Origin of the sequence: Streptomyces sp. NPDC048507 (assembly GCF_043199995.1) — a bacterium.
Lineage (GTDB): Bacteria > Actinomycetota > Actinomycetes > Streptomycetales > Streptomycetaceae > Streptomyces.
This window is the reverse complement of sequence record NZ_JBICWZ010000004.1, coordinates 300170-318810: the sequence shown is the minus strand read 5'-3', so window position 1 is coordinate 318810 and position 18641 is coordinate 300170. Positions and strand designations below refer to the sequence as shown.

Sequence of the window (18641 nt, the reverse complement as noted above, 5' to 3'; positions counted from 1 at the left end):
CGGGGCCTACACGACCTGGGAGCCCTCCACCTCCGCCGACACCCGGGTGAAGTTCCCCGGCATGTCGGTCTTTTGGCGGCAGGCTGTACTGCACGTTCTACGCCGACGCCCAGCCCCACTCAGCTGAACGATCCCGCCCTCGCACACGTTGCACGCCACAAAGAACCGCAGCGCTCGATCGATCGTGACCGAAAGGGTCCCCGGTCACCGACCGGGGACCCTTTCCCTGCGTTTTCGAATGCTCACTGCTGATGGCCCGGCTGCTCAGCCGGGCCGTGACGCGCTACATGTCCAGGGCGTCGGCCTTGTCGTTCCACGTGCCGCCCGTTACGTACCCGAGCGTCGTGAGGTCGTAGCAGCTGCCGGCAGGGATGGACATCGACGGATCCGGCATGAAGTCCCGGAAGTCGACCAGGGTTCCGCCGAACTGGGGGCGGTTGACACAGATGGAACTGGCCTGGTCACGGAAGTTCCAATTGCTGAGGTTCTTGGTCCCACCTGCACTCCACTGGAGACGGCGGCCGGTGTAGTTGGAGTGCTCCCACAGACAGACCCAACCGCTGGCGCAGTCGCCCGCAGCGAACGTCGAGGCGGGCGCCTGCGCGCCGAGCGCCTTGCGCTTGGCGGCCGTCTCCTTGGCGAGGACGGCGTTCTCCTTGGCGAGCGAGGCGTCCGCCTCAGCCTGGCTGTCGAAACACCGGACTTCACCGTTCGGCACCTCGGCACAGACCTGGGCTCCCTGCCAGCCGTTGGCGAGGTCGATCTGCTTGCCCTTGTACGTAGCGATCACGGGCTTGGAGGCGTCGGTGCCGGAGCGGATCTCCTTCTCGGCCGCCGGGCTGAGGCTCCCCGGGACGGGTGCGGCCGGCGAAGGTGTCGCGGCACCCGCAGTGGGTGCCATGAGCAGAACAGCGCCGGCAGCGGCGGCCGAAGCGACGACGACGCGAAGTGAACGCACTTGTTTTTCCCCCTGGTTGTCCGTCTGGATGGCGGAGCTTGCCCGCCCACGGCGTGGGTCTAGTGCCGGGGCAGACCAGGAGACTAGGCAGCCTCACGAGAATCAGAAGTGACCGAATTCACACAAGAGTTCGAACCGGCGGCGATCCGGACTCCTTCTCGAATCTTTGCCCGAATCACACTTCTCACTGCCTCGGGAGTTGGCCGGCCCGGTCCGTGACTCCTCGGGCGACGATGGACACCGATGTCACCGGCGTGCCCGCCTTGCCCCAAGCGCTGTCCTTGAGGAGCAACGTGCGCTCACCCAGAAGCCGGAGGCTCGACTTGTCGAAGATCCATTCCGTCCGCTCGCCCTTGTGAACGCGAGCGACGGCTACACCGGCCCGCCCGACGGAGTCCGTGGAATCGGGCACCATCACGACTCCCGGGATGCGGGCCGCTGCCCGGTAGAGGGCCGCGCTTACTCCGGGGGGAGCCTCCATCGTGCGAAGGAGGTCTCCGATCGCGACGAAGGCCTCCTGATCGGGTCCGGTGGTCGAGCCGGAGTCCTTGCCGTGGTTGAGGCGGGTGTCCGCGTAGATGAGCTCCAGCAGCTTGTCGGGGTCGGTCGGGAGCGATTCGAGGAAGCGGTACGTGGGCCCGTTGATGCTCGGCTTGCCCTGACCCGGGTCCGTCTGCGGATCCACCTCCGTGCCCTTCGCGGTCCGCGTCATCGTCTTGGCCGAGCCGTCGACCGATACCCACTGCTCTGCGGACTCATCAGTCCGAGCCGGCTCCATCTCTCCGCCCGCCACCTCGGACAGGGACGTGGAGTGGCCGCTGGTCTTCGTGTACAGGAACTGCCCGTCGCGGACCGCCGGGGCTGACGTCTCGGCGGCGGCCAGGGCAATCCTGTCCAGGAGCTGTACGGCGGCGGGATCGGGCTTCGCGGCTTCAAGGTGATCCCCAGGGCCGTTCCCACCCAGGGTGAAGGCGACAGCCACGGCGCACGCCGCCGCCACCACTCCCAAGGAGATGAACAACGGGCGCTTGGACCGCCGCGACGGGGCCGTCCGCTCACTTCGAGCTGCTTCTCGCATCAGGTGCTCCCTCGTCAGGCGGTCGCCACGGAAGGGCATTTCCGCGTCGGAAATGCCGGGCATTCGCCGGAGGATCTCTTCACGCTCGGACAATTCGATTTGCGTGTCGTCATCGGCGGCGTTCACAGGTGTCCCTCCCGCGCGGTTCGGGACGCGGGCCCGCGTCCGTTGGCCGGCTCAGAAGCCAGATGGGCGATGGTGAGTTTGCGTAGGCGGCTGCGTGCCCGGAAGAGCCGGGAGCGCGCGGTTCCCTCCGTTACGCCGCAGGCCGCCGCCACCTCCGCGTGGGAGAGGCCCGACCAGACGGACAGCACGATCACCTCGCGGTCGGCACGACGCAGCCGATTCAGCGCAGCTAGCGCGGCGTCCGCCCTGGCCCTGTCGCCGATGCGTGAAACCACCGCGTCCGCCAGATCCGGAACGACGTCCGGACGCGGGAGACGCGTCATCGCCTCGCGATGGCGGCGAGCGGTCCTGCGGGTGTTGCGAAGGACGTTGGTGGCGACTCCGAGCAGCCAGGCTCGGTGACTGGCGACACCGTCGAGGGTTTCGCGGAGCCGCCATGCCTCAAGAAAGGTGAGGGAGACGATGTCCTCCGCACCGGTGGGGTCGGAGGTCATGCGAACGGCGTGCGCGTACACCGCCTGGGCATGCGCATCATAGATTTCCGCGAACAGTTGCTGGTCCACGTTGGTTAGTGTCCGTTTGAAGCGGGTCGTTGCATGTGACGTGCGTCACGTTGGACTGTGCGGTCTCTGGAGCTGCCTTGACGACGACGGGGGCCGAGGCCGCGGCCACTGTCGGCCTGCCGCCTCGGGCAGGCGAGCGCGTGATGCGCAATCTCCGGCGCCTGGGGGACACGCCCAGGACTTCGCGATCCTGGTCGGGCGGCATGTCGAGGGCGGCGCGGATGATCTCCTCGGTGGCCACGGTTGGGCGCCCGCCGACCCGGTCACGGGCGGCGGGCCGGACCGGCGCCGGCCGCCGGGGGCAGGGCCTGGCCTCCGATGCCCGGCGCGCCGCCCAGCTGGCCGTGCCACCAGTCCGCCACCTCCCGCGGCCCCATCGAGGCCCACGGCGGAGTCCGCTCCACCTGCGCCCGCCCCAGCCTCCGGGCCAGCGCCACGAGGTCCCGCCCGGCCCGGCCCCGGGCCGCCTGGTAGCCGTCCACCAGCTCCTCCCAGGACCCCGCGCGGCGCCAGGCGGCAGCAAAGGCGGTGGCGTCCTGGAGGGCCTTGGCGGCGCCGCTGGTGTTGTGCGGGCGCACCACGGTGGCCGCGTCGCCCGCCAGCAGGAGCCGCCCGCCTGCCACCCGCTCGGTCTCCAGGTCGTAGATGGGCTGCACGAAGGTGTCCGCCGGGTCGGTCAGGGCCAGCACCGCGCCCCAGTACGCCGGGAACTCCCGCTCCAGCAACGCCCGCAGGTGCGCCGAGAGTTCCGGGGTCAGCGCGCCGGCCGGGAAGCTCGTCGGGTCGTCGAGGCGCAGCCCGCCGTCCCGCGGCGGCGGCGCGTACAGCACCCAGTTCACCCGGGGTCCGTCCGGGCCGGGGATCCGGTAGATCACGCAGCTGCCGCCCTCGAAGCAGACGGTGGTGACCGCCCCGGGGTGCGGATCGGCGGCGGCGGCGCCGCCGAGCCCGGCGAGCCGGCCCGCGTCGAGGTTGCCGCGCCAGCAGACGTACCCGGCGTAGTGCGGCCGCGCCCCCGGGCAGAGCGCCTCGCGCACCACGGAGCGGTACCCGTCGGCGCCGACGGCCAGGTCGTACCGCTCGACGGCGCCCCCCGCGAGCCGGATCCCGGCGCCGCCGCCGTCCCCGGTCACGGCCTCGACGCTCACGCCCTGCCGGTAGACCACGGAGTCCGGGGTCGCCGCGCGCAGCCCGCGCCACAGCAGCCCCCAGTGGTACGAGTGGAACGGGAACGGCTGCTCCCAGATGAGCCGCCCGCCCGCCTCCCGCGGATCCCGCACCACCCACCGGCGCCGCTCCAGCCGGTGCGCGGGAACCCCGGCGGGCAGCGCCCCGGCCGCGGCCAGCTCGGCCGCCCGGTCGTCGTGCACGCACAGCCCGAGCCCCCGGTCGGCGAGCCGCCCCCGCGTGCGCTCCAGCACGACGACCCCGTCCGCCCCGGCCCGTACCGCCGCCGACGCGAACGCGCACCCCGCGATGCTCCCGCCGACGACCGCCACCACTGCGCCCCGCATGTGCGTCTCCTGCCGTAGAGGGGGGCCCGCCGCGGCTACCCGGCCGCGACGAACGCCGCCCGGCTGCTCCCGCCGACACCGTAGACGCGATGCCCCCGGCGGCACGGCGCGGCGCCGGCCCGGGCCGGCACTTCCGGACTAAGCGGCGGCCATGGCGTACCTGATCTGGGCCAGGGAGGGGTTCGTCAGGAGCCGCTCCGCGCCCGAGCCGGAGGTGACCCGGACCGTCGGGACGGTCTCGTTGCCCGCGTTGACCCCGCGCACCAGGGCGGCCGCCTCCGGGTCGCGCCAGATGTTCACCGGGCGGTAGCGGGTGCCGGTCAGCCGGAGCTTGAACCAGAGCTTGATGCAGTACGCGCACCCGGGCCTCCAGTACACGGTGATGCCCGGCTTCCCGTCAGGTGAGGTGTCCATGTCCGAAGCCTGTCATGCCCGCCCTGCGGGAGCCCCGGGTTCCCCCTATACAGTCGGGACGCATGGATGGCTGGACGGCGCCGAGCGCGATCGAGAGAGAGCTGTACGGGGCCAAGGCGCGCGGGGACTGGCCCGGCTACCTGGACGCCCTCGCCCGCGCCGAGCTGTTCCTGCCCCAGCACCGCGCCCAGGCCGACGCCGAGCCGGCCCAGGCCCGCTTCCACCCCATGCCCGGCGGGGCCGCCCTGGCCGTCTACACCCGGGGCATGCTGCCCGCGCCCGACCCGTACACCGTCTACCTGCGCCAGAGCCTCGCCTGGTTCGCCAACGCCTGGGACGCCCGGGACCCCGCCTACCTCGCGGTGAACCCCGGCTGCCCCGCCGAGGCCTACCTGACCACCACCCCCGCCGACCTCGCCCGCTGGCGCGCGCACTGGGACGCCGCCCCCTCCTGGGGCCTGGCCGAGGGGGGCGTGCACGCCCTGCACACCGGCGGCCCGCTGCACGGACCGGTCGCGCACGGACTCGCCGTCGGCGCGCACCTGGCCGTCTCCAACGGGGAGTTCTGGAACGCCCTCGCCTACCACGGCCTCGGCTACACGCGCGAGCGCGAACGCCTGCGCTCGTCGTGGGGCGTCACCGACAGCGCGGGCTGGCTGGAGGCGCTGGGCCAGCTGCTGAACGCCGAAGCCGTCAGCCCCGTCTGGGAGTTCGCGCTGCGCGTGCGCCGCGTCCTCGCCTCGGACTTCGCCGGGCCCGTCGACGTCGAGCACTGGCGCCACGCCGCCGAGGCCGGCCTGCGCCGGGGCGCCGAACGCTCCGCCGAGCCGCAGCTCACCCCCGACGGGGTCACGGTCGCCGAGCCGCGCCCCAGCGCCGAGGTCGAGGGGGAGATCGCCGGGGTGCGCCGGCTCATCGGCCGGATCGCCCGCTACGAACAGCGCTTCCGGGCCGACGGCCTGCTCCCCCCGGACGGCTGGGTGCGCTCCGTGGAGGGCTGGGACCTCGGCCGGGCCTCCCAGATGGCCCGCTGGGGCGTCGCCACCCGCTACGGCACCGTGGAGGACGCCGAGCGCGCCGTGCTCCGCGCGGGCGGGGCGGTCCGCCGGACGTACCGCTCCTGGGCGGACTTCTCCGCCGGGTACGCCCTCGGCCGGTGCCTGCACTTCGACGAGGAGGAGTTCGGCCAGTGGTACGCCTCCTCGCTCGCCACCCATCTGACGCTGACCACCGATCCCGCCAGCCCCTGGCTGCACATCCCCTGGCGCTGAGCGACTTCGGGAAGTCCCGGCCCGGCTCCCCGGGCCCGCCCCGCGCCGGCCCGGCCGCACCTACCCTCACCCGTATGACGATCGCGCTGAACGAAGCCGTACGACAGCTCCTCGACGCCCCGCACCCCGCCGTGCTCGCCACCCTCAACCCCGACGGCAGCCCGCAGAGTTCGGTGGTCTGGGTGACCCGGGACGGCGACGACGTGCTGATCTCCACCGAGCGGGGCCGGCGCAAGGAGCGCAACGTGGTCCGCGACGGCCGGGTCGGCCTGACCGTCTTCGACCTGGCCAACCCCTACCTCTACGCGGAGATCCGCGGCACCGCCACCGTCACCGAGGACGCCGGGCGCGCGGTCGCGGTCCGCATCGCCGAGGAGTACCTGGGCCCGGGCGGCGGCAAGGAGTACGCGGCGGGCGCCGACGGAGCGGTACGGGTGATCGTGCGCATCACCCCGTCCAAGGTCCTCGGCAACGCCACGAAGGCCTGAGCGCGGGCCCCTCAGGGAAGCCGTGGCCGCACCGCCGACCAGGCGTCCACGGCCTCCCGCAGCGGACCGCCGTCCGCGAGGTAGGGCCGGACCGCGTCCGTGTGGCCCAGCAGGTTCTTGATCAGGCGCAGGTGCACGATGCCCGCCCGGGGCAGGTCCCGCCAGACGGCGGCCCGCGCGGCCGCCTCCCGCGGGGACAGGTCCAGCAGCGCGAGCGCCTCCCGGCACAGCAGCGCCGGGTCCCCGCCCGGCCCGGGCCCGAACTCCCGGATCAGGTAGCCCCGTACGTGGGCCAGGTCGATGCCCCGCGCCAGGCCGCAGGCGCCCTCCGCCCGCGCGCACCGGTCCGCCGCCGCCAGCGCCACCCGCCCCCAGCGCAGCCGTACCCCGGCGGGCAGGGACTCGTCGCGCATCCCGGCCGCGGCCAGGCTCCGCAGGGTCCGCGGCGGGGGCTCGTCGCCCAGCGGCGGCCCGGTGGCCAGCCAGGCCTCCAGTTCCGCCAGGGCGTGCCCGTCGGGCGGTACGGAGGTCAGCACCTGGCCCCGGCTGAGCAGCGCGACGACGGCCCCCGCGAAGCGCACCCGCGCCGTGTGCCCGGCGCCGAAGGCGTCGACCGGGCGCCCGTGGCGCTCGGTGCGGCGCAGCCCGAGCCGCGCGGGCCCGGCGGCGTAGACCTGCCCGGTCCGGGCCAGGCCGCCCAGGCACCGCACGACGCACACGCCGCCCGCGGCGTCGGCCGCCTCGACGGAGTACACCTGCAACTCGGTGATGGGCACCCCGACCCCCTTCCCGGAGCGGGAGGTTACCGCGTCACACCGCCGGCGGCGGCTCCAGGACGAGGCGGATCTCGGTGACCTCGTAACCGGCCCGGTCGAAGGCGGCGGCCATCGGGGCGTTGACGGTGTCGGTGGTGGCGGTGACGCGCTCGGCGCCCGCCGCCGCGTGGAAGCGGGTGATCTCGGCGAGGACCTCGTCGATCAGGCCCCGGCCGCGCTGCTCCGGGACGACTCCCAGGTAGCCGACGTTTCGGTGGTAGGGGGTCGCGGAGGGGACGGCCATCCCGGCGAGGGTGCCGTCGGGCAGGTGCGCCAGGCGCCACCACGCGCGCTCGCCGGGGCAGTCGAGGTAGAACGCGAAGTCGTCGCGGGCGAGCTCCTCCTCCGACATCGTGGCGAGTTCGCTCTGGGTGTTCAGGTCGAGGCTGCCGCGGGAGAGCCGGGCGAAGACGTCCAGGAACTCCTCGTCGGTGCCCTCGCGGAAGACGAGGCGCCCGGTCGGCGCGGCGGTGCCCGCGGCCGGGGTCCACTCGTAGCGCAGGCGCTCGATCTCCCGCGCCAGACCGGTCCGGGCCGCGGCCTCCCGGCGCCAGGCGACGGCGGCGGCCAGGGCCGGGTCGGCGCGCCAGTCGCGCGGCAGGCACACCTGGTAGCCGGGGGTCGCCCCGAAGGCGGCGTGGCCGGCCTCCAGCAGGGCGGCGGCGAGGGCGGCCGGGTCGGCGACGTCCTCGCGGACCTGGAGGCAGTCGAGGGCCACCGGCCGCTCGCTGTCGGCCCGGCCCCACCACAGGGCGCGGGCCAGCGGCTCCCCGTCCTCGTCCTCGGCGAACCAGGTCCACTCGGGGCGGAACCGGTGCGCCGCGAACTCCTCTCGGACACGGGTGGCGTCGAGGGCGGCGACGGGGCCGTCGGCGGGGTAGCCGGCGGCGCGGTCGAGATCTGCGGGGTCTGCGGTGGCAGCGCGGAAGAACATCCAGCGATGTTCACATGCCGGTGCCCCCGCTGACCAGGCCTTTTCCCTCCGGTCCGGGCAGCGGCGAGGGGCCGGCCCCGCCGCGCGCGTGCGCGGCGGACCGGCCCCTCGACCGACCGTGGACCGCTACGACCAGGTGACGAGCCGGCGCGGGTGTTCCAGGACGGCGGCGATGTCGGCCAGGAAGCGGGAGCCGAGCTCGCCGTCGATCAGACGGTGGTCGAACGACAGCGCCAGGGTGGTGACCTGGCGGGGCTTGACCTTGCCCTTGTGGACCCACGGCTGGAGCTTGATCGCGCCGACCGCGAGGATCGCGGACTCGCCCGGATTCAGGATCGGCGTACCGGTGTCGACACCGAAGACGCCGACGTTGGTGATGGTGATGGTGCCGTTCTGCATGTCGGCCGGGGAGGTCTTGCCGTCGCGGGCCGTGGCGACCAGCTCCGACAGGGCCGTGGACAGCTCGCCCAGGGTCTTGGCGTGCGCGTCCTTGATGTTCGGCACGATCAGGCCGCGCGGGGTGGCGGCCGCGATGCCCAGGTTCACGTAGTGCTTGAGCACGATCTCCTGGGCCGCCTCGTCCCACGACGCGTTGACGTCGGGGTTGCGGCGGATCGCGACGAGGACGGCCTTGGCGATCAGGAGCAGCGGGTTGATCCGCAGACCGGCGAGGTCCGGGTCGTCCTTGAGCTCCTGGACCAGCTTCATCGTGCGGGTCACGTCGAGGGTGATGAACTCGGTGACGTGGGGCGCGGTGAAGGCCGAGTGGACCATGGCCTGGGCGGTGACCTTGCGGACGCCCTTGACCGGGACGCGGGTCTCCCGCGCCGGGGCGCCGTCCGTGGCGGCCGCGGCCACCGCGACGGGCGCGGTCGCCGGAGCCGGGGCGGCGGCGGCCGGGGCCGGCGCGGGGACGGCGGCCTGCTGCGGGGCGATGGCCGCGGCGGCCGCCGCGTGGACGTCCTCCCGGGTCACGACCCCGCCGTCGCCGGTGGGGACCACCGAGGCCAGGTCGATGCCGAGGTCCTTGGCGAGCTTGCGCACCGGCGGCTTCGCCAGCGGCCGCTCGCCGCCGGGCTGCGCCGGTACGACGGGCAGCGCCGCCGGCACGACCGGAGCCGGCGCGGCCGCCACGGGCGCGGCCGGAGCCGCGGCCGAGCCGTTCTGTGCGGCCGTGCCCGCCGGGGCCTTGCGCGGACGGCGCTTCGTGGAGGCGGTGGAGACCCCGTAGCCGACCAGGACGGGCTGGCGCGCCTCGGGCGCGGCCTGCGCCTCGGCGGCCACGGCCGGGGCGGCGGCCGCAGCCGCGGCCTCGGCGGCCGGGGCCTGCGCGTCGCCCCCGGCGGTCTCGACCGAGATGATGACCTGGCCGACGTCGACGGTCACGCCCTCCTCGAAGAGCAGCGCGTGCACCACCCCGTCGAAGGGGATCGGCAGCTCGACGGCCGCCTTCGCGGTCTCGACCTCGCAGACGACCTGCCCGTCGGTGACGGTGTCACCGGGCTGGACGTACCACTTGAGGATCTCGGCCTCGGTGAGGCCCTCGCCCACGTCGGGCATCTTGAATTCGCGGATGGTCATGAACGTGGCTCCTCAGTACGCCAGCGAGCGGTCGACGGCGTCGAGCACCCGGTCCAGGCCCGGCAGGTACTCGTCCTCCAGGCGGGCCGGCGGGTACGGGGCGTGGAACCCGCCCACGCGCAGCACCGGCGCCTCCAGGTGGTAGAAGCAGCGCTCCGTGATGCGGGCGGCGATCTCCGCGCCCACGCCGAGGAAGACCGGCGCCTCGTGGACGACCACGAGCCGGCGGGTCTTCTCGACCGACGCCTGGATCCCGTCGAAGTCGACCGGGGACATCGAGCGCAGGTCGACGACCTCCACCGACTTGCCCTCCTCGGCGGCCGCGGCGGCCGCCTCCAGGCAGACCTTCACCATCGGCCCGTAGGCCGCCAGCGTGAGGTCCGAGCCCTCACGGGTGACGCGGGCCTTGTGCAGCTCGCCGGGGATGGCCTCGACGTCGACCTCGCCCTTGTCCCAGTAGCGGCGCTTCGGCTCGAAGAAGATCACCGGGTCGTCGCTGAGGATCGCCTGCTGGAGCATCCAGTAGGCGTCCGCCGCGTTCGAGGGCGAGACCACCTTGAGGCCCGGGACGTGCGCGAACAGCGTCTCGGGGGACTCGCTGTGGTGCTCGACCGCGCCGATGCCGCCGGCGTACGGGATGCGCACGACGACCGGCATCTTGATCTTGCCGAGGGCGCGTGCGTGCATCTTCGCGAGCTGCGTGACGATCTGGTCGTAGGCGGGGAAGACGAAACCGTCGAACTGGATCTCCACGACCGGCCGGTAGCCGCGCAGGGCCAGGCCGATGGCGGTGCCGACGATGCCCGACTCGGCGAGCGGGGTGTCGATGACCCGCTCCTCGCCGAAGTCCTTCTGGAGCCCGTCGGTGATGCGGAAGACACCGCCCAGCTTGCCGACGTCCTCGCCCATGATCAGGACCTTGGGGTCGGTCTCCAGCGCCTTGCGCAGCGACTCGTTGAGCGCCTTCGCGATCGACATCTTCTCGGTGGCCATGGTGGTCACTCCCCACCCTCGAAGGACGCGAGGTAGGCGGCGAACTGCGCGCGCTCCTCGTCGACGAGCGCGTGCCCGTCCGCGTAGACGTTCTCGAAGATCGCCATGGTGTCGGGGTCGGGCATGGAGCGCACGACCTCGCGCACCCGCTTGCCCAGGGCCTCGCTCTCGGCTTCGAGCTCGGCGAAGAACGCCTCGTCGGCGCCGCCGGAGGCGAGCAGGTGGGCCTTCAGGCGCAGGATCGGGTCCTTGGCCTCCCAGGCCACCGTCTCCTCGTCGCGCCGGTACTTCGTCGGGTCGTCGGAGGTGGTGTGCGCGCCCATGCGGTAGGTGAACGCCTCGACCAGGGTCGGGCCCTCGCCCCGGCGGGCCCGCTCCAGCGCCCAGCGGGTCACCGCGAGGCAGGCCAGGACGTCGTTGCCGTCGACCCGGATGCCCGGGAAGCCGAAGCCCTGCGCGCGCTGGTAGAGCGGCGCGCGCATCTGGCGCTCGGTCGGCTCGGAGATCGCCCACTGGTTGTTCTGGCAGAAGAACACCACGGGGGAGTTGTAGACGGCCGAGAAGTTGAACGCCTCCATGACGTCGCCCTGGCTGGACGCGCCGTCGCCGAAGTAGGCGATGACCGCGGAGTCCGCGCCGTCCTTGGCCACGCCCATCGCGTACCCGGTCGCGTGCAGCGTCTGCGAGCCGATGACGATCGTGTAGAGGTGGAAGTTGTTCGTGGTCGGGTCCCAGCCACCGTGGTTGACCCCGCGGAACATGCCGAGCAGGTTCGTCGGGTCGACGCCGCGGCACCAGGCCACGCCGTGTTCGCGGTAGGTCGGGAAGACGTAGTCGTCGTCGCGCAGGGCCCGGCCGGAGCCGATCTGGGCGGCCTCCTGGCCCAGCAGCGACGCCCACAGGCCCAGCTCGCCCTGACGCTGGAGGGCGGTCGCCTCCCCGTCGAAACGGCGGGTCAGGACCATGTCGCGGTAGAGCCCGCGCAGGTCTTCGGTGGTGATGTCCGCGACGAAGGGTGCGAACTCCGCGGCGTCGGGGTTCGCCCCGGCCTCGATCCGTTCGCCTTCGGGCGTCAGCAGCTGTACGAGCTGAGGCTCGGCGTCGTGCGGCTGTGCGGTGGCAGCGGCGGTCTTGCGGGCGCTCGCCGCGCCTGCCGCCCGCTTGGTGCCGCTGCTGCGTCGCGGCTTGCGCGCGGCAGTGCTCTCCACGGTCACGTGTGCTCCTCCGTCGGTCCGGCACCCGGGTTCTCCGGGGACCAGTGCGGCTCACCTGTATCCGTACCCGCGCACGGGGTGGGTGCACGGCACGTACGGGATTCAGGCGTGACAGGTGCCCCGGCGAGTGCCCTGCGCAATGCACGTTACCCAGTGCTCCGCATAACTGCGAAACCCCGCTTGACCTGCGATTTTGCTTGGATATCCAAGTAAATCGGCGGTCTCGGGAACAACGACTGGTCACAGCCTTGCAGGGGGCCGGAACAACGGCACGTTATCCCGGGTAACTCCGGCAGGGAAGGGGTGAGTGTGTGAAGATGACTTTGTGCGCGAAGACGGAAAAATCAAGGTATTCCTCCTGGACGACCACGAAGTGGTACGTCGGGGCGTTCATGAGCTGTTGTCGGTCGAAGACGACATCGAGATCGTCGGCGAGGCCGGTACGGCCGCGGACGCTCTCGTCCGCATTCCGGCCACCCGCCCCGACGTGGCGGTCCTCGACGTGCGGCTGCCGGACGGCAGCGGCGTCGAGGTCTGCCGCGAGGTGCGCTCCCAGAACGAGGACATCAAGTGCCTGATGCTGACCTCGTTCGCCGATGACGAGGCCCTGTTCGACGCGATCATGGCCGGCGCCTCGGGCTACGTCCTGAAGGCGATCCGCGGAAACGAGCTGCTCAGCGCGGTACGGGACGTCGCGGCCGGCAAGTCGCTGCTGGACCCGGTGGCCACCGCGCGGGTGCTGGAGCGGCTGCGCGACGGCAAGAACGGCAAGGGCGACGACCGGCTGTCGAACCTCACCGAGCAGGAACGCAAGATCCTCGACCTGATCGGCGAGGGCCTCACCAACCGCGTGATCGGCGAACGGCTGCACCTCGCCGAGAAGACGATCAAGAACTACGTCTCCAGCCTGCTGTCGAAGCTGGGCATGGAGCGCCGCTCCCAGGCCGCCGCGTACGTGGCGCGCCTGCAGGCCGAGAAGCGCTAGGGGTCGAGCCGGTCTCCGGCCCGTCCGGAGCGTTCCTCGACCCCCCGCCCCCGTGGTGCCGCGGTGCCACGGGGCGGGCCGTTTCATTCGGGACCAACGTCCCCGATCATCGGGGCGGGATCCTCTTCCCGACGCCGTGTCGGTGCCGGAGAGTGGTCCACATGTCCCCTGAGGAACTCCACGCCATCGAACTGCTGCGCCGCGTGCCCTACGGCCGAGTCGCCACCAGCATGCGCGCGCTGCCCTTCCTCGCCCTCGCCCGCCACATCGTGGTGGACGGCAAGGTCGTGCTGAGAATGCACGCGGGATTCGGCTACCACCAGGCCTGCAACGGCAGCGTCGTCTCCTACGGGGCGGACAACTTCAATTCCGAAGACCCGCGCCTGTGGTCCGTCCAGTTCACCGGAACGGCGGAAATAGTCGAACCGACCACCGCCGAACTGGAGCTTTTCGGTCCCGGCCCGCATTTCGTGGACGGCGCCGTCTTCGACCCCGTGTACATGCGGATCGAACCGCAGCTGGTCACCGTCCACACCCTCGCGGGGAACCTGCACCGGCAGGGCAGGCAGTACCAGCACGCACTCTGACCTGCGGCGCGGCACGGACCGACGCGAAAGGGCCCGGCGGAAGCGATTCCGCCGGGCCCTCTGCGTTCATGTCATTCCGATTCGCCGACCGGGTTGTCCCCGCCGCCGCCGCCCGAGGTCGGCGGCGCGATGGTCGGCGGCTTCGTCGGCGGCTTGGTCGGCGGCGAGGCCACCGGGGTGGTCGGGTCCTCCGACTTCGGCGGCGGGCTGCTCGCCGAGGACGGCGGGTTGGTGGACGGCGTGTACTTGCTGCGGCTCGGCGTGGGGACGTACGTCTCCTCGCGCGTGGAGCCGCCCGAGTCGCTGCTCGGGGGGTTCGACGGGGTTTCCGGCGTCGTGCTCGGGTTGCTCGGCGTGGACCCCGGCGAGCTCTGGCCGGTGCCCGGCTTGCCGCCGCCGCCCTTGCCGCCGCCGATGCCGGTGCTCACCGCGTACGCGACACCGCCGGCGATGGCGAGGACGGCGAGCAGCGCGAAGACCCACATCTTCCAGCGCCCGCCGCCCCGGCGGTCGTCGTACCCGTCGTAGCCGTCGTAGCCGCCGCGACCGCCGCGGCCGCCGCCCTGGCCGCCGCCGCCCGGGAAGGCGGTGCCGTCGTCGGGGTTCAGCGGGGGCACCATCGGCTGCTGGAACTGCGAGGTCGTCGCGTGCGCGTTGTACTGGGGGCGCGGTCCGCCGTTGCCGCCCGCGGGCATCGCCGTGGTGGCCGAGCCCGGCTGGCCGTGCGGCAGGGACATGGTGACCGGGCCGGTGTTCCAGGTGCCGGTGTTCGGCCCCTGGTCCTGGAGCATCTGGAGCGCGTACTGGACGAGCCCGCGCATCTCCTCGGCGCTCTGGAAGCGGTCGTCCGGGTCCTTGGCCAGCGACCGCATGACGAGGCCGTCGAGTTCCTGCGGGATGGTGTGGCCCTCGGGCAGCTGCGAGGGCGGCACCGGCGCGTCCTGCACGTGCTGGTAGACCACCGACAGCGGGGTCTCGCCGGTGAACGGGGGCCGCAGCGCGAGGAGTTCGTAGAGCAGGCAGCCCGTCGCGTAGAGGTCGCTGCGGTGGTCGACGGCCTTGCCGAGGGCCTGCTCGGGCGACAGGTACTGCGGGGTGCCCATGACCATGCCGGTCTGGGTCATCGTCGACTGCGCGCCGTGCAGGGCGCGGGCGATGCCGAAGTCCATCACCTTGACCGCGCCGGAGTGGGTGATGATGACGTTGGCGGGCTTGATGTCGCGGTGCACGATGCCGTGCTGGTGCGAGTAGGCGAGCGCCTCCAGCACGCCCGAGACGATGATGAGCGCCTGGTCGGGGCCGGGGGCCTCGGCACTGATCAGCAGGTCCCGGATGGTGCGGCCCTCGACCAGCTCCATCACGATGTAGGGGACGACGTTCGGGCCGACCCGGTCCTCGCCCGAGTCGTACACGGCGACCACGGCGTGGTGGTTCAGCCCGGCGACGGACTGTGCCTCGCGGGTGAAGCGGGCCTTGGACACCGGGTCCTCGGCGAGGTCGGCGCGCAGCAGCTTCACGGCCACGGTGCGGCCCAGGCGCACGTCCTCGGCGGCGAACACCTCGGCCATGCCGCCGCGGCCCAGCCGGTGGGTCAGGCGGTAACGTCCGTCGCCCACCAGGCCGCCGGCGCCCCAATGCTCAGGACCATCGGTCATCCCGGCGCCGTTTCCCTCGGGTTCGGGTGCCATCAGTCCTCGCCGTCGTCTGTCTCGTCCGCTCTAGCGGTGGGTCCTCATCGGGTGCTCCGATGAACGCTACAGCCTCGGAACCGGTCACCGTTCGGACACAGACGCCCCGTGGCCCCCCGGTCACGGAGCGGGCACCGGCTTGACGTGTGCTTGCCCTCCGGCAGACTGGGCGCGACCTGTGCTCAGCCGGACGCGCGGGGACACAGCCCGAGGGGAAGCAACAGTCATGAGCCAGGACGGCACACAGGGCCGGTACGCAGGCGGCTCTCTGGCCGGTGGCCGTTACCAGCTAAGGGATTTGCTGGGCGAGGGCGGCATGGCCGCCGTCTACCTCGCGTACGACTCCGCCCTCGACCGGCAGGTCGCGATCAAGACCCTGCACAGCGAACTGGGGCGCGAGGCGTCCTTCCGCGAGCGGTTCCGGCGTGAGGCGCAGGCTGTTGCGAAACTGTCGCACACCAATATCGTCTCGGTCTTCGACACCGGCGAGGGCGAAGTCTCCTTCGGCGGCTCGGGCGACGGCACGGTCATGCCGTACATCGTCATGGAGTACGTGGAGGGGCAGCCGCTGGGCTCCGTCCTCGACGCGGACGTCCGCCAGTACGGGGCGATGCCGGCCGACAAGGCGCTGAAGGTGACCTCCGACGTGCTGGCCGCGCTGGAGACCAGCCACGAGATGGGGCTGGTCCACCGCGACATCAAGCCCGGCAACGTGATGATGACCGGACGCGGCGTGGTCAAGGTGATGGACTTCGGCATCGCGCGGGCCATGCAGTCCGGGGTCACCTCGATGACGCAGACCGGCATGGTCGTCGGCACCCCCCAGTACCTCTCGCCCGAACAGGCGCTGGGCCGCGGCGTGGACGCCCGCTCCGACCTCTACTCCGTCGGCATCATGCTCTTCCAACTGCTGACGGGCCGGATCCCGTTCGAGGCGGACTCCCCGCTGGCCATCGCGTACGCGCACGTGCAGGAGGAGCCGGTGGCTCCGTCCTCCATCAACCGGTCGGTCACCCCGGCGATGGACTCGCTGGTGGCGCGGGCCCTGAAGAAGAACCCGAACGAGCGCTTCCCGACGGCCGCGGCCATGCGGGACGAGATCCTGCGGGTGCTGTCCGCCGGTCGGACGGGTGCTCCGGTCATCGTGCCGGGCGCCGCACCGGGCGGCAGCGGGGCGGGCGTCAGCTCGGCCGTGTTCCCGCCGGTGGACTCCGGCTTCCAGGCGCCGCCGCCGCACTCGCTCCAGCAGCCGTACCAGCCGCAGCACACCCCGGCGCCGTCCCCGTACGCTCCGCACACCCCGGCGCAGGGCGGGTACGCGTACCCGCACACGCCCGCGCCGCAGCACCAGACGCCGCAGCACCAGCAGCAGTACGCCCCGCAGACCCCGGCGCCGTTCACCATCTCGCCGTCGCCTTCCCCGGCGCCCTCGCAGGGCGGCGGCGGTAAGCGGAACACGCCGGTGGTGGTCGGCGCCGTCGTGGTGGCCCTGCTGGCCGTCGGCGGGCTGATCGCGGTGCTGAACATGGGCGGGGACCAGGACCAGAAGGACACCGCCGGCGGCTCCGGCGGCGCGAGCTCCTCCGCCTCCGCCCCGGCCGCGGCGGGCCACAAGGGGCCGGACACCTCGCGCACGATCGACGCGGACAAGTGCAAGAGCGCCACCAAGTCCTACAAGGACGCCACGAAGGTCATGGCGCCGGACTTCCGCTACAAGAACCTCCGCTCGGTCAAGGAGTGCATCCAGGCCGCGGGCTGGAAGTTCACCCTCCAGGAGCGCGACGAGGCGGTCTACGGCCAGGACACCGTCCTGGAGCAGCTCCCGGCGTCCGGCACGGACGTCGCCAAGGAGGGCACGGAGTTCACCCTGGTCGTCTCGACCGGCGACCCGCAGTAGGACCCCGCGCCGCGCGGCGGCGCGGGCGGCGAAGGACGGCGGGGCACCGCCGAAGGACTGACCGGCATCCCGGGCCACCCTCATGGGCGGCCCGGGATGCCGCTTTTGTCCCACCATGTAAATCTGAGGACGTCATTCTGATGCCTCGGCGTCCCGGCGCTCCGGCCGCACGGAAGGGGAGGGCTTCCCCGTGACCCGACGCCCGCGCCCGCCGCGCCCCCCGCGCCGCCCCCGCTGGACCGCCGGAGCCGTACTGGCCGCCGCCGCGCTGCTCGCCGCCGCGCCCGCGAGCGCGGCCCCCGCCCGCGCCCCGGCCGCCGCCGCGCCGACGAGCGCGGTCGCGGTGGCCGACGTACCGGAAGAGGCGTACGAGGAGCTCGCCGGCAGTCCGGCGGGCGTCGGCCGCGAGCACCCGGGACGCCCCGCCGGGGAACCGCCCGCCGCCGAGGTCCTCGCCGCGCCCCGGCCGGCGCGCCAGGTCCGCCCCGCGCACCCGCACCCGGAGCGGCCGGCCGTACCGCCGCACCGGCGGCCGCCGGGCACCGCCGCGAGCCCGGCCGCCACGGCGGCGGCCAGTCCGGCGGCGAGCGACCCCGCGGGCACCCCGGACGGCCCGGCGCCGAGCCGCTCCCCCGGGCTCAACGCCCTCGGCACGGACCCCGGCGACCGGGCCGCCGACCTGGCCGCCCACCTCCTGCCGCTCGGCACCGGCCTGGCCCTGATGGGGCTGGGCCTCGGCTTCATGGGCATGCGGCTGCGCCAGGGCCGCTAGGCCTCCCGTGCTGCCCGGAGTGCTTGCCCGAGCGCTTGCCGGAGATGCTTGCCGGAGATGCTTGCCGGAGATGAGCATACTGGGTATACATACTCGGTATGTCGATCCGCCACGGGCTACTCGCCCTGCTGGAGCGGGGCCCCCGGTACGGCTCCCGGCTCCGCACCGAATTCGAATCCCGCACCGGCTCCACCTGGCCGCTCAACGTCGGGCAGGTGTACACGACCCTCGCCCGCCTGGAGCGGGACGGCCTCGTCGTCCCCGGCGGCGAGGACGCCGCCGGGCACACCCTCTACGCCATCACCGACGCCGGCCGCGACGAGCTCCGCGCCTGGTACGAGCGGCCCGTCGACCGGACCAACCCGCCCCGCGACGAGCTGTCCATCAAGCTCGCCATGGCCGTCGGCGCCCCCGGGGTGGACATCCGCGCCGTCATCCAGGCCCAACGGCACGCCACGGTCCGGGCTATGCAGGACTACACCCGGCTCAAGGCACAGGCGATCACCGCCGTCGAGAGCGGCCGCTCCGACGAACGCGACGACCTGGCCTGGCTGCTGGTCCTGGAACAGCTCATCTTCCAGACCGAGGCCGAGGCCCGCTGGCTCGACCACTCCGAGTCCCGGCTGGTCCGGCTGGCCGCCCGCGCCGCCACCGAGCCGGCGGCCCCGGAGGCGGAGTCGGCCCCGGCCGGTCCGGTCGCCGGACCGTCCCGCAGCGCCCGCCCGCGGCGGAGCTGAACCGACCTTCCCAGGGGGGACCCCTC

18 protein-coding genes are annotated in these 18641 nt (G+C 73.0%); 7 read left to right on the top strand and 11 right to left on the bottom strand.

Annotated elements, in window-relative coordinates:
* Nucleotides 1–283 precede the first annotated feature (283 nt).
* The 5 genes from ACGFXC_RS14475 to ACGFXC_RS14455 form a co-directional block, all read right to left on the bottom strand.
* Nucleotides 284–901, bottom strand: a complete 618-nt coding sequence (locus tag ACGFXC_RS14475; protein ID WP_393712682.1) for a peptidase inhibitor family I36 protein — start codon at nucleotides 899–901, stop codon at nucleotides 284–286.
* 241 nt (nucleotides 902–1142) lie between these two features.
* The gene (locus ACGFXC_RS14470; protein ID WP_393712680.1) at nucleotides 1143–2162 is read right to left on the bottom strand and encodes a CU044_5270 family protein; all 1020 of its coding nucleotides are present in this window, start codon (nucleotides 2160–2162) and stop codon (nucleotides 1143–1145) included.
* Nucleotides 2159–2725 carry an RNA polymerase sigma factor gene (locus tag ACGFXC_RS14465; RefSeq protein ID WP_393712678.1) on the bottom strand — a complete coding sequence of 189 codons (567 nt, stop codon included), beginning with the start codon at nucleotides 2723–2725 and terminating at the stop codon, nucleotides 2159–2161. The genes ACGFXC_RS14470 and ACGFXC_RS14465 overlap by 4 nt, the downstream gene beginning before the upstream one ends.
* Before the next feature lie 263 nt (nucleotides 2726–2988).
* On the bottom strand, nucleotides 2989–4239 hold the full coding sequence (locus ACGFXC_RS14460; protein WP_393712676.1) for an FAD-dependent monooxygenase: 1251 nt from the start codon (nucleotides 4237–4239) through the stop codon (nucleotides 2989–2991).
* Between the two features lie 138 nt (nucleotides 4240–4377).
* The gene (locus ACGFXC_RS14455; RefSeq protein WP_393712674.1) at nucleotides 4378–4653 is read right to left on the bottom strand and encodes a glutaredoxin domain-containing protein; all 276 of its coding nucleotides are present in this window, start codon (nucleotides 4651–4653) and stop codon (nucleotides 4378–4380) included.
* A gap of 62 nt (nucleotides 4654–4715) precedes the next feature.
* On the opposite strand from ACGFXC_RS14455, the gene ACGFXC_RS14450 reads away from it, so the two are divergent.
* Both ACGFXC_RS14450 and ACGFXC_RS14445 read left to right on the top strand, forming a co-directional pair.
* Nucleotides 4716–5924, top strand: coding sequence for a DUF1266 domain-containing protein (locus tag ACGFXC_RS14450; RefSeq protein ID WP_393712672.1), 1209 nt, complete (start codon nucleotides 4716–4718; stop codon nucleotides 5922–5924).
* A 74-nt stretch (nucleotides 5925–5998) separates the two neighbouring features.
* The gene (locus tag ACGFXC_RS14445; RefSeq protein ID WP_393712670.1) at nucleotides 5999–6412 is read left to right on the top strand and encodes a PPOX class F420-dependent oxidoreductase; all 414 of its coding nucleotides are present in this window, start codon (nucleotides 5999–6001) and stop codon (nucleotides 6410–6412) included.
* Nucleotides 6413–6423: 11 nt separating this feature from the next.
* Here the strand turns inward: ACGFXC_RS14445 and ACGFXC_RS14440 are convergent, their stop codons facing one another.
* From ACGFXC_RS14440 to pdhA, 5 genes are all read right to left on the bottom strand, one after another.
* Nucleotides 6424–7188: a hypothetical protein gene (locus ACGFXC_RS14440; RefSeq protein WP_393712668.1), complete on the bottom strand. Its 765-nt coding sequence runs from the start codon at nucleotides 7186–7188 to the stop codon at nucleotides 6424–6426.
* A gap of 34 nt (nucleotides 7189–7222) precedes the next feature.
* A complete protein-coding gene (locus ACGFXC_RS14435; protein ID WP_393712666.1) occupies nucleotides 7223–8161 on the bottom strand; it encodes a GNAT family N-acetyltransferase in 939 nt (312 codons plus the stop codon).
* A gap of 126 nt (nucleotides 8162–8287) precedes the next feature.
* Nucleotides 8288–9742 carry a dihydrolipoamide acetyltransferase family protein gene (locus tag ACGFXC_RS14430; RefSeq protein ID WP_393712664.1) on the bottom strand — a complete coding sequence of 485 codons (1455 nt, stop codon included), beginning with the start codon at nucleotides 9740–9742 and terminating at the stop codon, nucleotides 8288–8290.
* 12 nt (nucleotides 9743–9754) lie between these two features.
* Nucleotides 9755–10735, bottom strand: a complete 981-nt coding sequence (locus tag ACGFXC_RS14425) for an alpha-ketoacid dehydrogenase subunit beta (protein ID WP_393712662.1) — start codon at nucleotides 10733–10735, stop codon at nucleotides 9755–9757.
* 5 nt (nucleotides 10736–10740) lie between these two features.
* Nucleotides 10741–11949, bottom strand: a complete 1209-nt coding sequence (pdhA, locus tag ACGFXC_RS14420; RefSeq protein WP_393712660.1) for a pyruvate dehydrogenase (acetyl-transferring) E1 component subunit alpha — start codon at nucleotides 11947–11949, stop codon at nucleotides 10741–10743.
* A gap of 325 nt (nucleotides 11950–12274) precedes the next feature.
* On the opposite strand from pdhA, the gene ACGFXC_RS14415 reads away from it, so the two are divergent.
* Nucleotides 12275–12934 (top strand): response regulator transcription factor, encoded by a 660-nt coding sequence (locus ACGFXC_RS14415; protein WP_030225053.1) that lies wholly within the window; start codon nucleotides 12275–12277, stop codon nucleotides 12932–12934.
* 161 nt (nucleotides 12935–13095) lie between these two features.
* On the top strand, nucleotides 13096–13521 hold the full coding sequence (locus tag ACGFXC_RS14410; protein ID WP_393712658.1) for a pyridoxamine 5'-phosphate oxidase family protein: 426 nt from the start codon (nucleotides 13096–13098) through the stop codon (nucleotides 13519–13521).
* A 71-nt stretch (nucleotides 13522–13592) separates the two neighbouring features.
* Here the strand turns inward: ACGFXC_RS14410 and ACGFXC_RS14405 are convergent, their stop codons facing one another.
* Nucleotides 13593–15209, bottom strand: a complete 1617-nt coding sequence (locus tag ACGFXC_RS14405) for a protein kinase (RefSeq protein WP_393712656.1) — start codon at nucleotides 15207–15209, stop codon at nucleotides 13593–13595.
* A gap of 226 nt (nucleotides 15210–15435) precedes the next feature.
* Here ACGFXC_RS14405 and ACGFXC_RS14400 point away from each other — a divergent pair, with 226 nt between their 5' ends.
* The 3 genes from ACGFXC_RS14400 to ACGFXC_RS14390 all read left to right on the top strand — a co-directional run bounded on the left by ACGFXC_RS14400 (nucleotide 15436) and on the right by ACGFXC_RS14390 (nucleotide 18615).
* Nucleotides 15436–17106: a protein kinase gene (locus ACGFXC_RS14400; RefSeq protein ID WP_393712654.1), complete on the top strand. Its 1671-nt coding sequence runs from the start codon at nucleotides 15436–15438 to the stop codon at nucleotides 17104–17106.
* Between the two features lie 190 nt (nucleotides 17107–17296).
* Complete coding sequence (locus tag ACGFXC_RS14395; protein ID WP_393712652.1) at nucleotides 17297–17878, top strand: hypothetical protein; 582 nt, start codon at nucleotides 17297–17299, stop codon at nucleotides 17876–17878.
* A 98-nt stretch (nucleotides 17879–17976) separates the two neighbouring features.
* Nucleotides 17977–18615 (top strand): PadR family transcriptional regulator, encoded by a 639-nt coding sequence (locus ACGFXC_RS14390; protein WP_393712650.1) that lies wholly within the window; start codon nucleotides 17977–17979, stop codon nucleotides 18613–18615.
* Nucleotides 18616–18641 lie beyond the last annotated feature (26 nt).

What these genes read in the sequence shown, in the direction of transcription:
- ACGFXC_RS14410 (WP_393712658.1), top strand. Translation starts at nt 13,096, where the DNA reads ATGTCCCCTGAGGAACTCCACGCCATCGAACTGCTGCGCCGCGTGCCC.
- ACGFXC_RS14405 (WP_393712656.1), bottom strand. Translation starts at nt 15,209, where the DNA reads ATGGCACCCGAACCCGAGGGAAACGGCGCCGGGATGACCGATGGTCCT.
- ACGFXC_RS14460 (WP_393712676.1), bottom strand. Translation starts at nt 4,239, where the DNA reads ATGCGGGGCGCAGTGGTGGCGGTCGTCGGCGGGAGCATCGCGGGGTGC.
- ACGFXC_RS14425 (WP_393712662.1), bottom strand. Translation starts at nt 10,735, where the DNA reads ATGGCCACCGAGAAGATGTCGATCGCGAAGGCGCTCAACGAGTCGCTG.
- ACGFXC_RS14445 (WP_393712670.1), top strand. Translation starts at nt 5,999, where the DNA reads ATGACGATCGCGCTGAACGAAGCCGTACGACAGCTCCTCGACGCCCCG.
- ACGFXC_RS14400 (WP_393712654.1), top strand. Translation starts at nt 15,436, where the DNA reads ATGAGCCAGGACGGCACACAGGGCCGGTACGCAGGCGGCTCTCTGGCC.
- ACGFXC_RS14455 (WP_393712674.1), bottom strand. Translation starts at nt 4,653, where the DNA reads ATGGACACCTCACCTGACGGGAAGCCGGGCATCACCGTGTACTGGAGG.
- ACGFXC_RS14475 (WP_393712682.1), bottom strand. Translation starts at nt 901, where the DNA reads ATGGCACCCACTGCGGGTGCCGCGACACCTTCGCCGGCCGCACCCGTC.
- ACGFXC_RS14430 (WP_393712664.1), bottom strand. Translation starts at nt 9,742, where the DNA reads ATGACCATCCGCGAATTCAAGATGCCCGACGTGGGCGAGGGCCTCACC.
- ACGFXC_RS14435 (WP_393712666.1), bottom strand. Translation starts at nt 8,161, where the DNA reads ATGTTCTTCCGCGCTGCCACCGCAGACCCCGCAGATCTCGACCGCGCC.
- ACGFXC_RS14390 (WP_393712650.1), top strand. Translation starts at nt 17,977, where the DNA reads ATGTCGATCCGCCACGGGCTACTCGCCCTGCTGGAGCGGGGCCCCCGG.
- ACGFXC_RS14450 (WP_393712672.1), top strand. Translation starts at nt 4,716, where the DNA reads ATGGATGGCTGGACGGCGCCGAGCGCGATCGAGAGAGAGCTGTACGGG.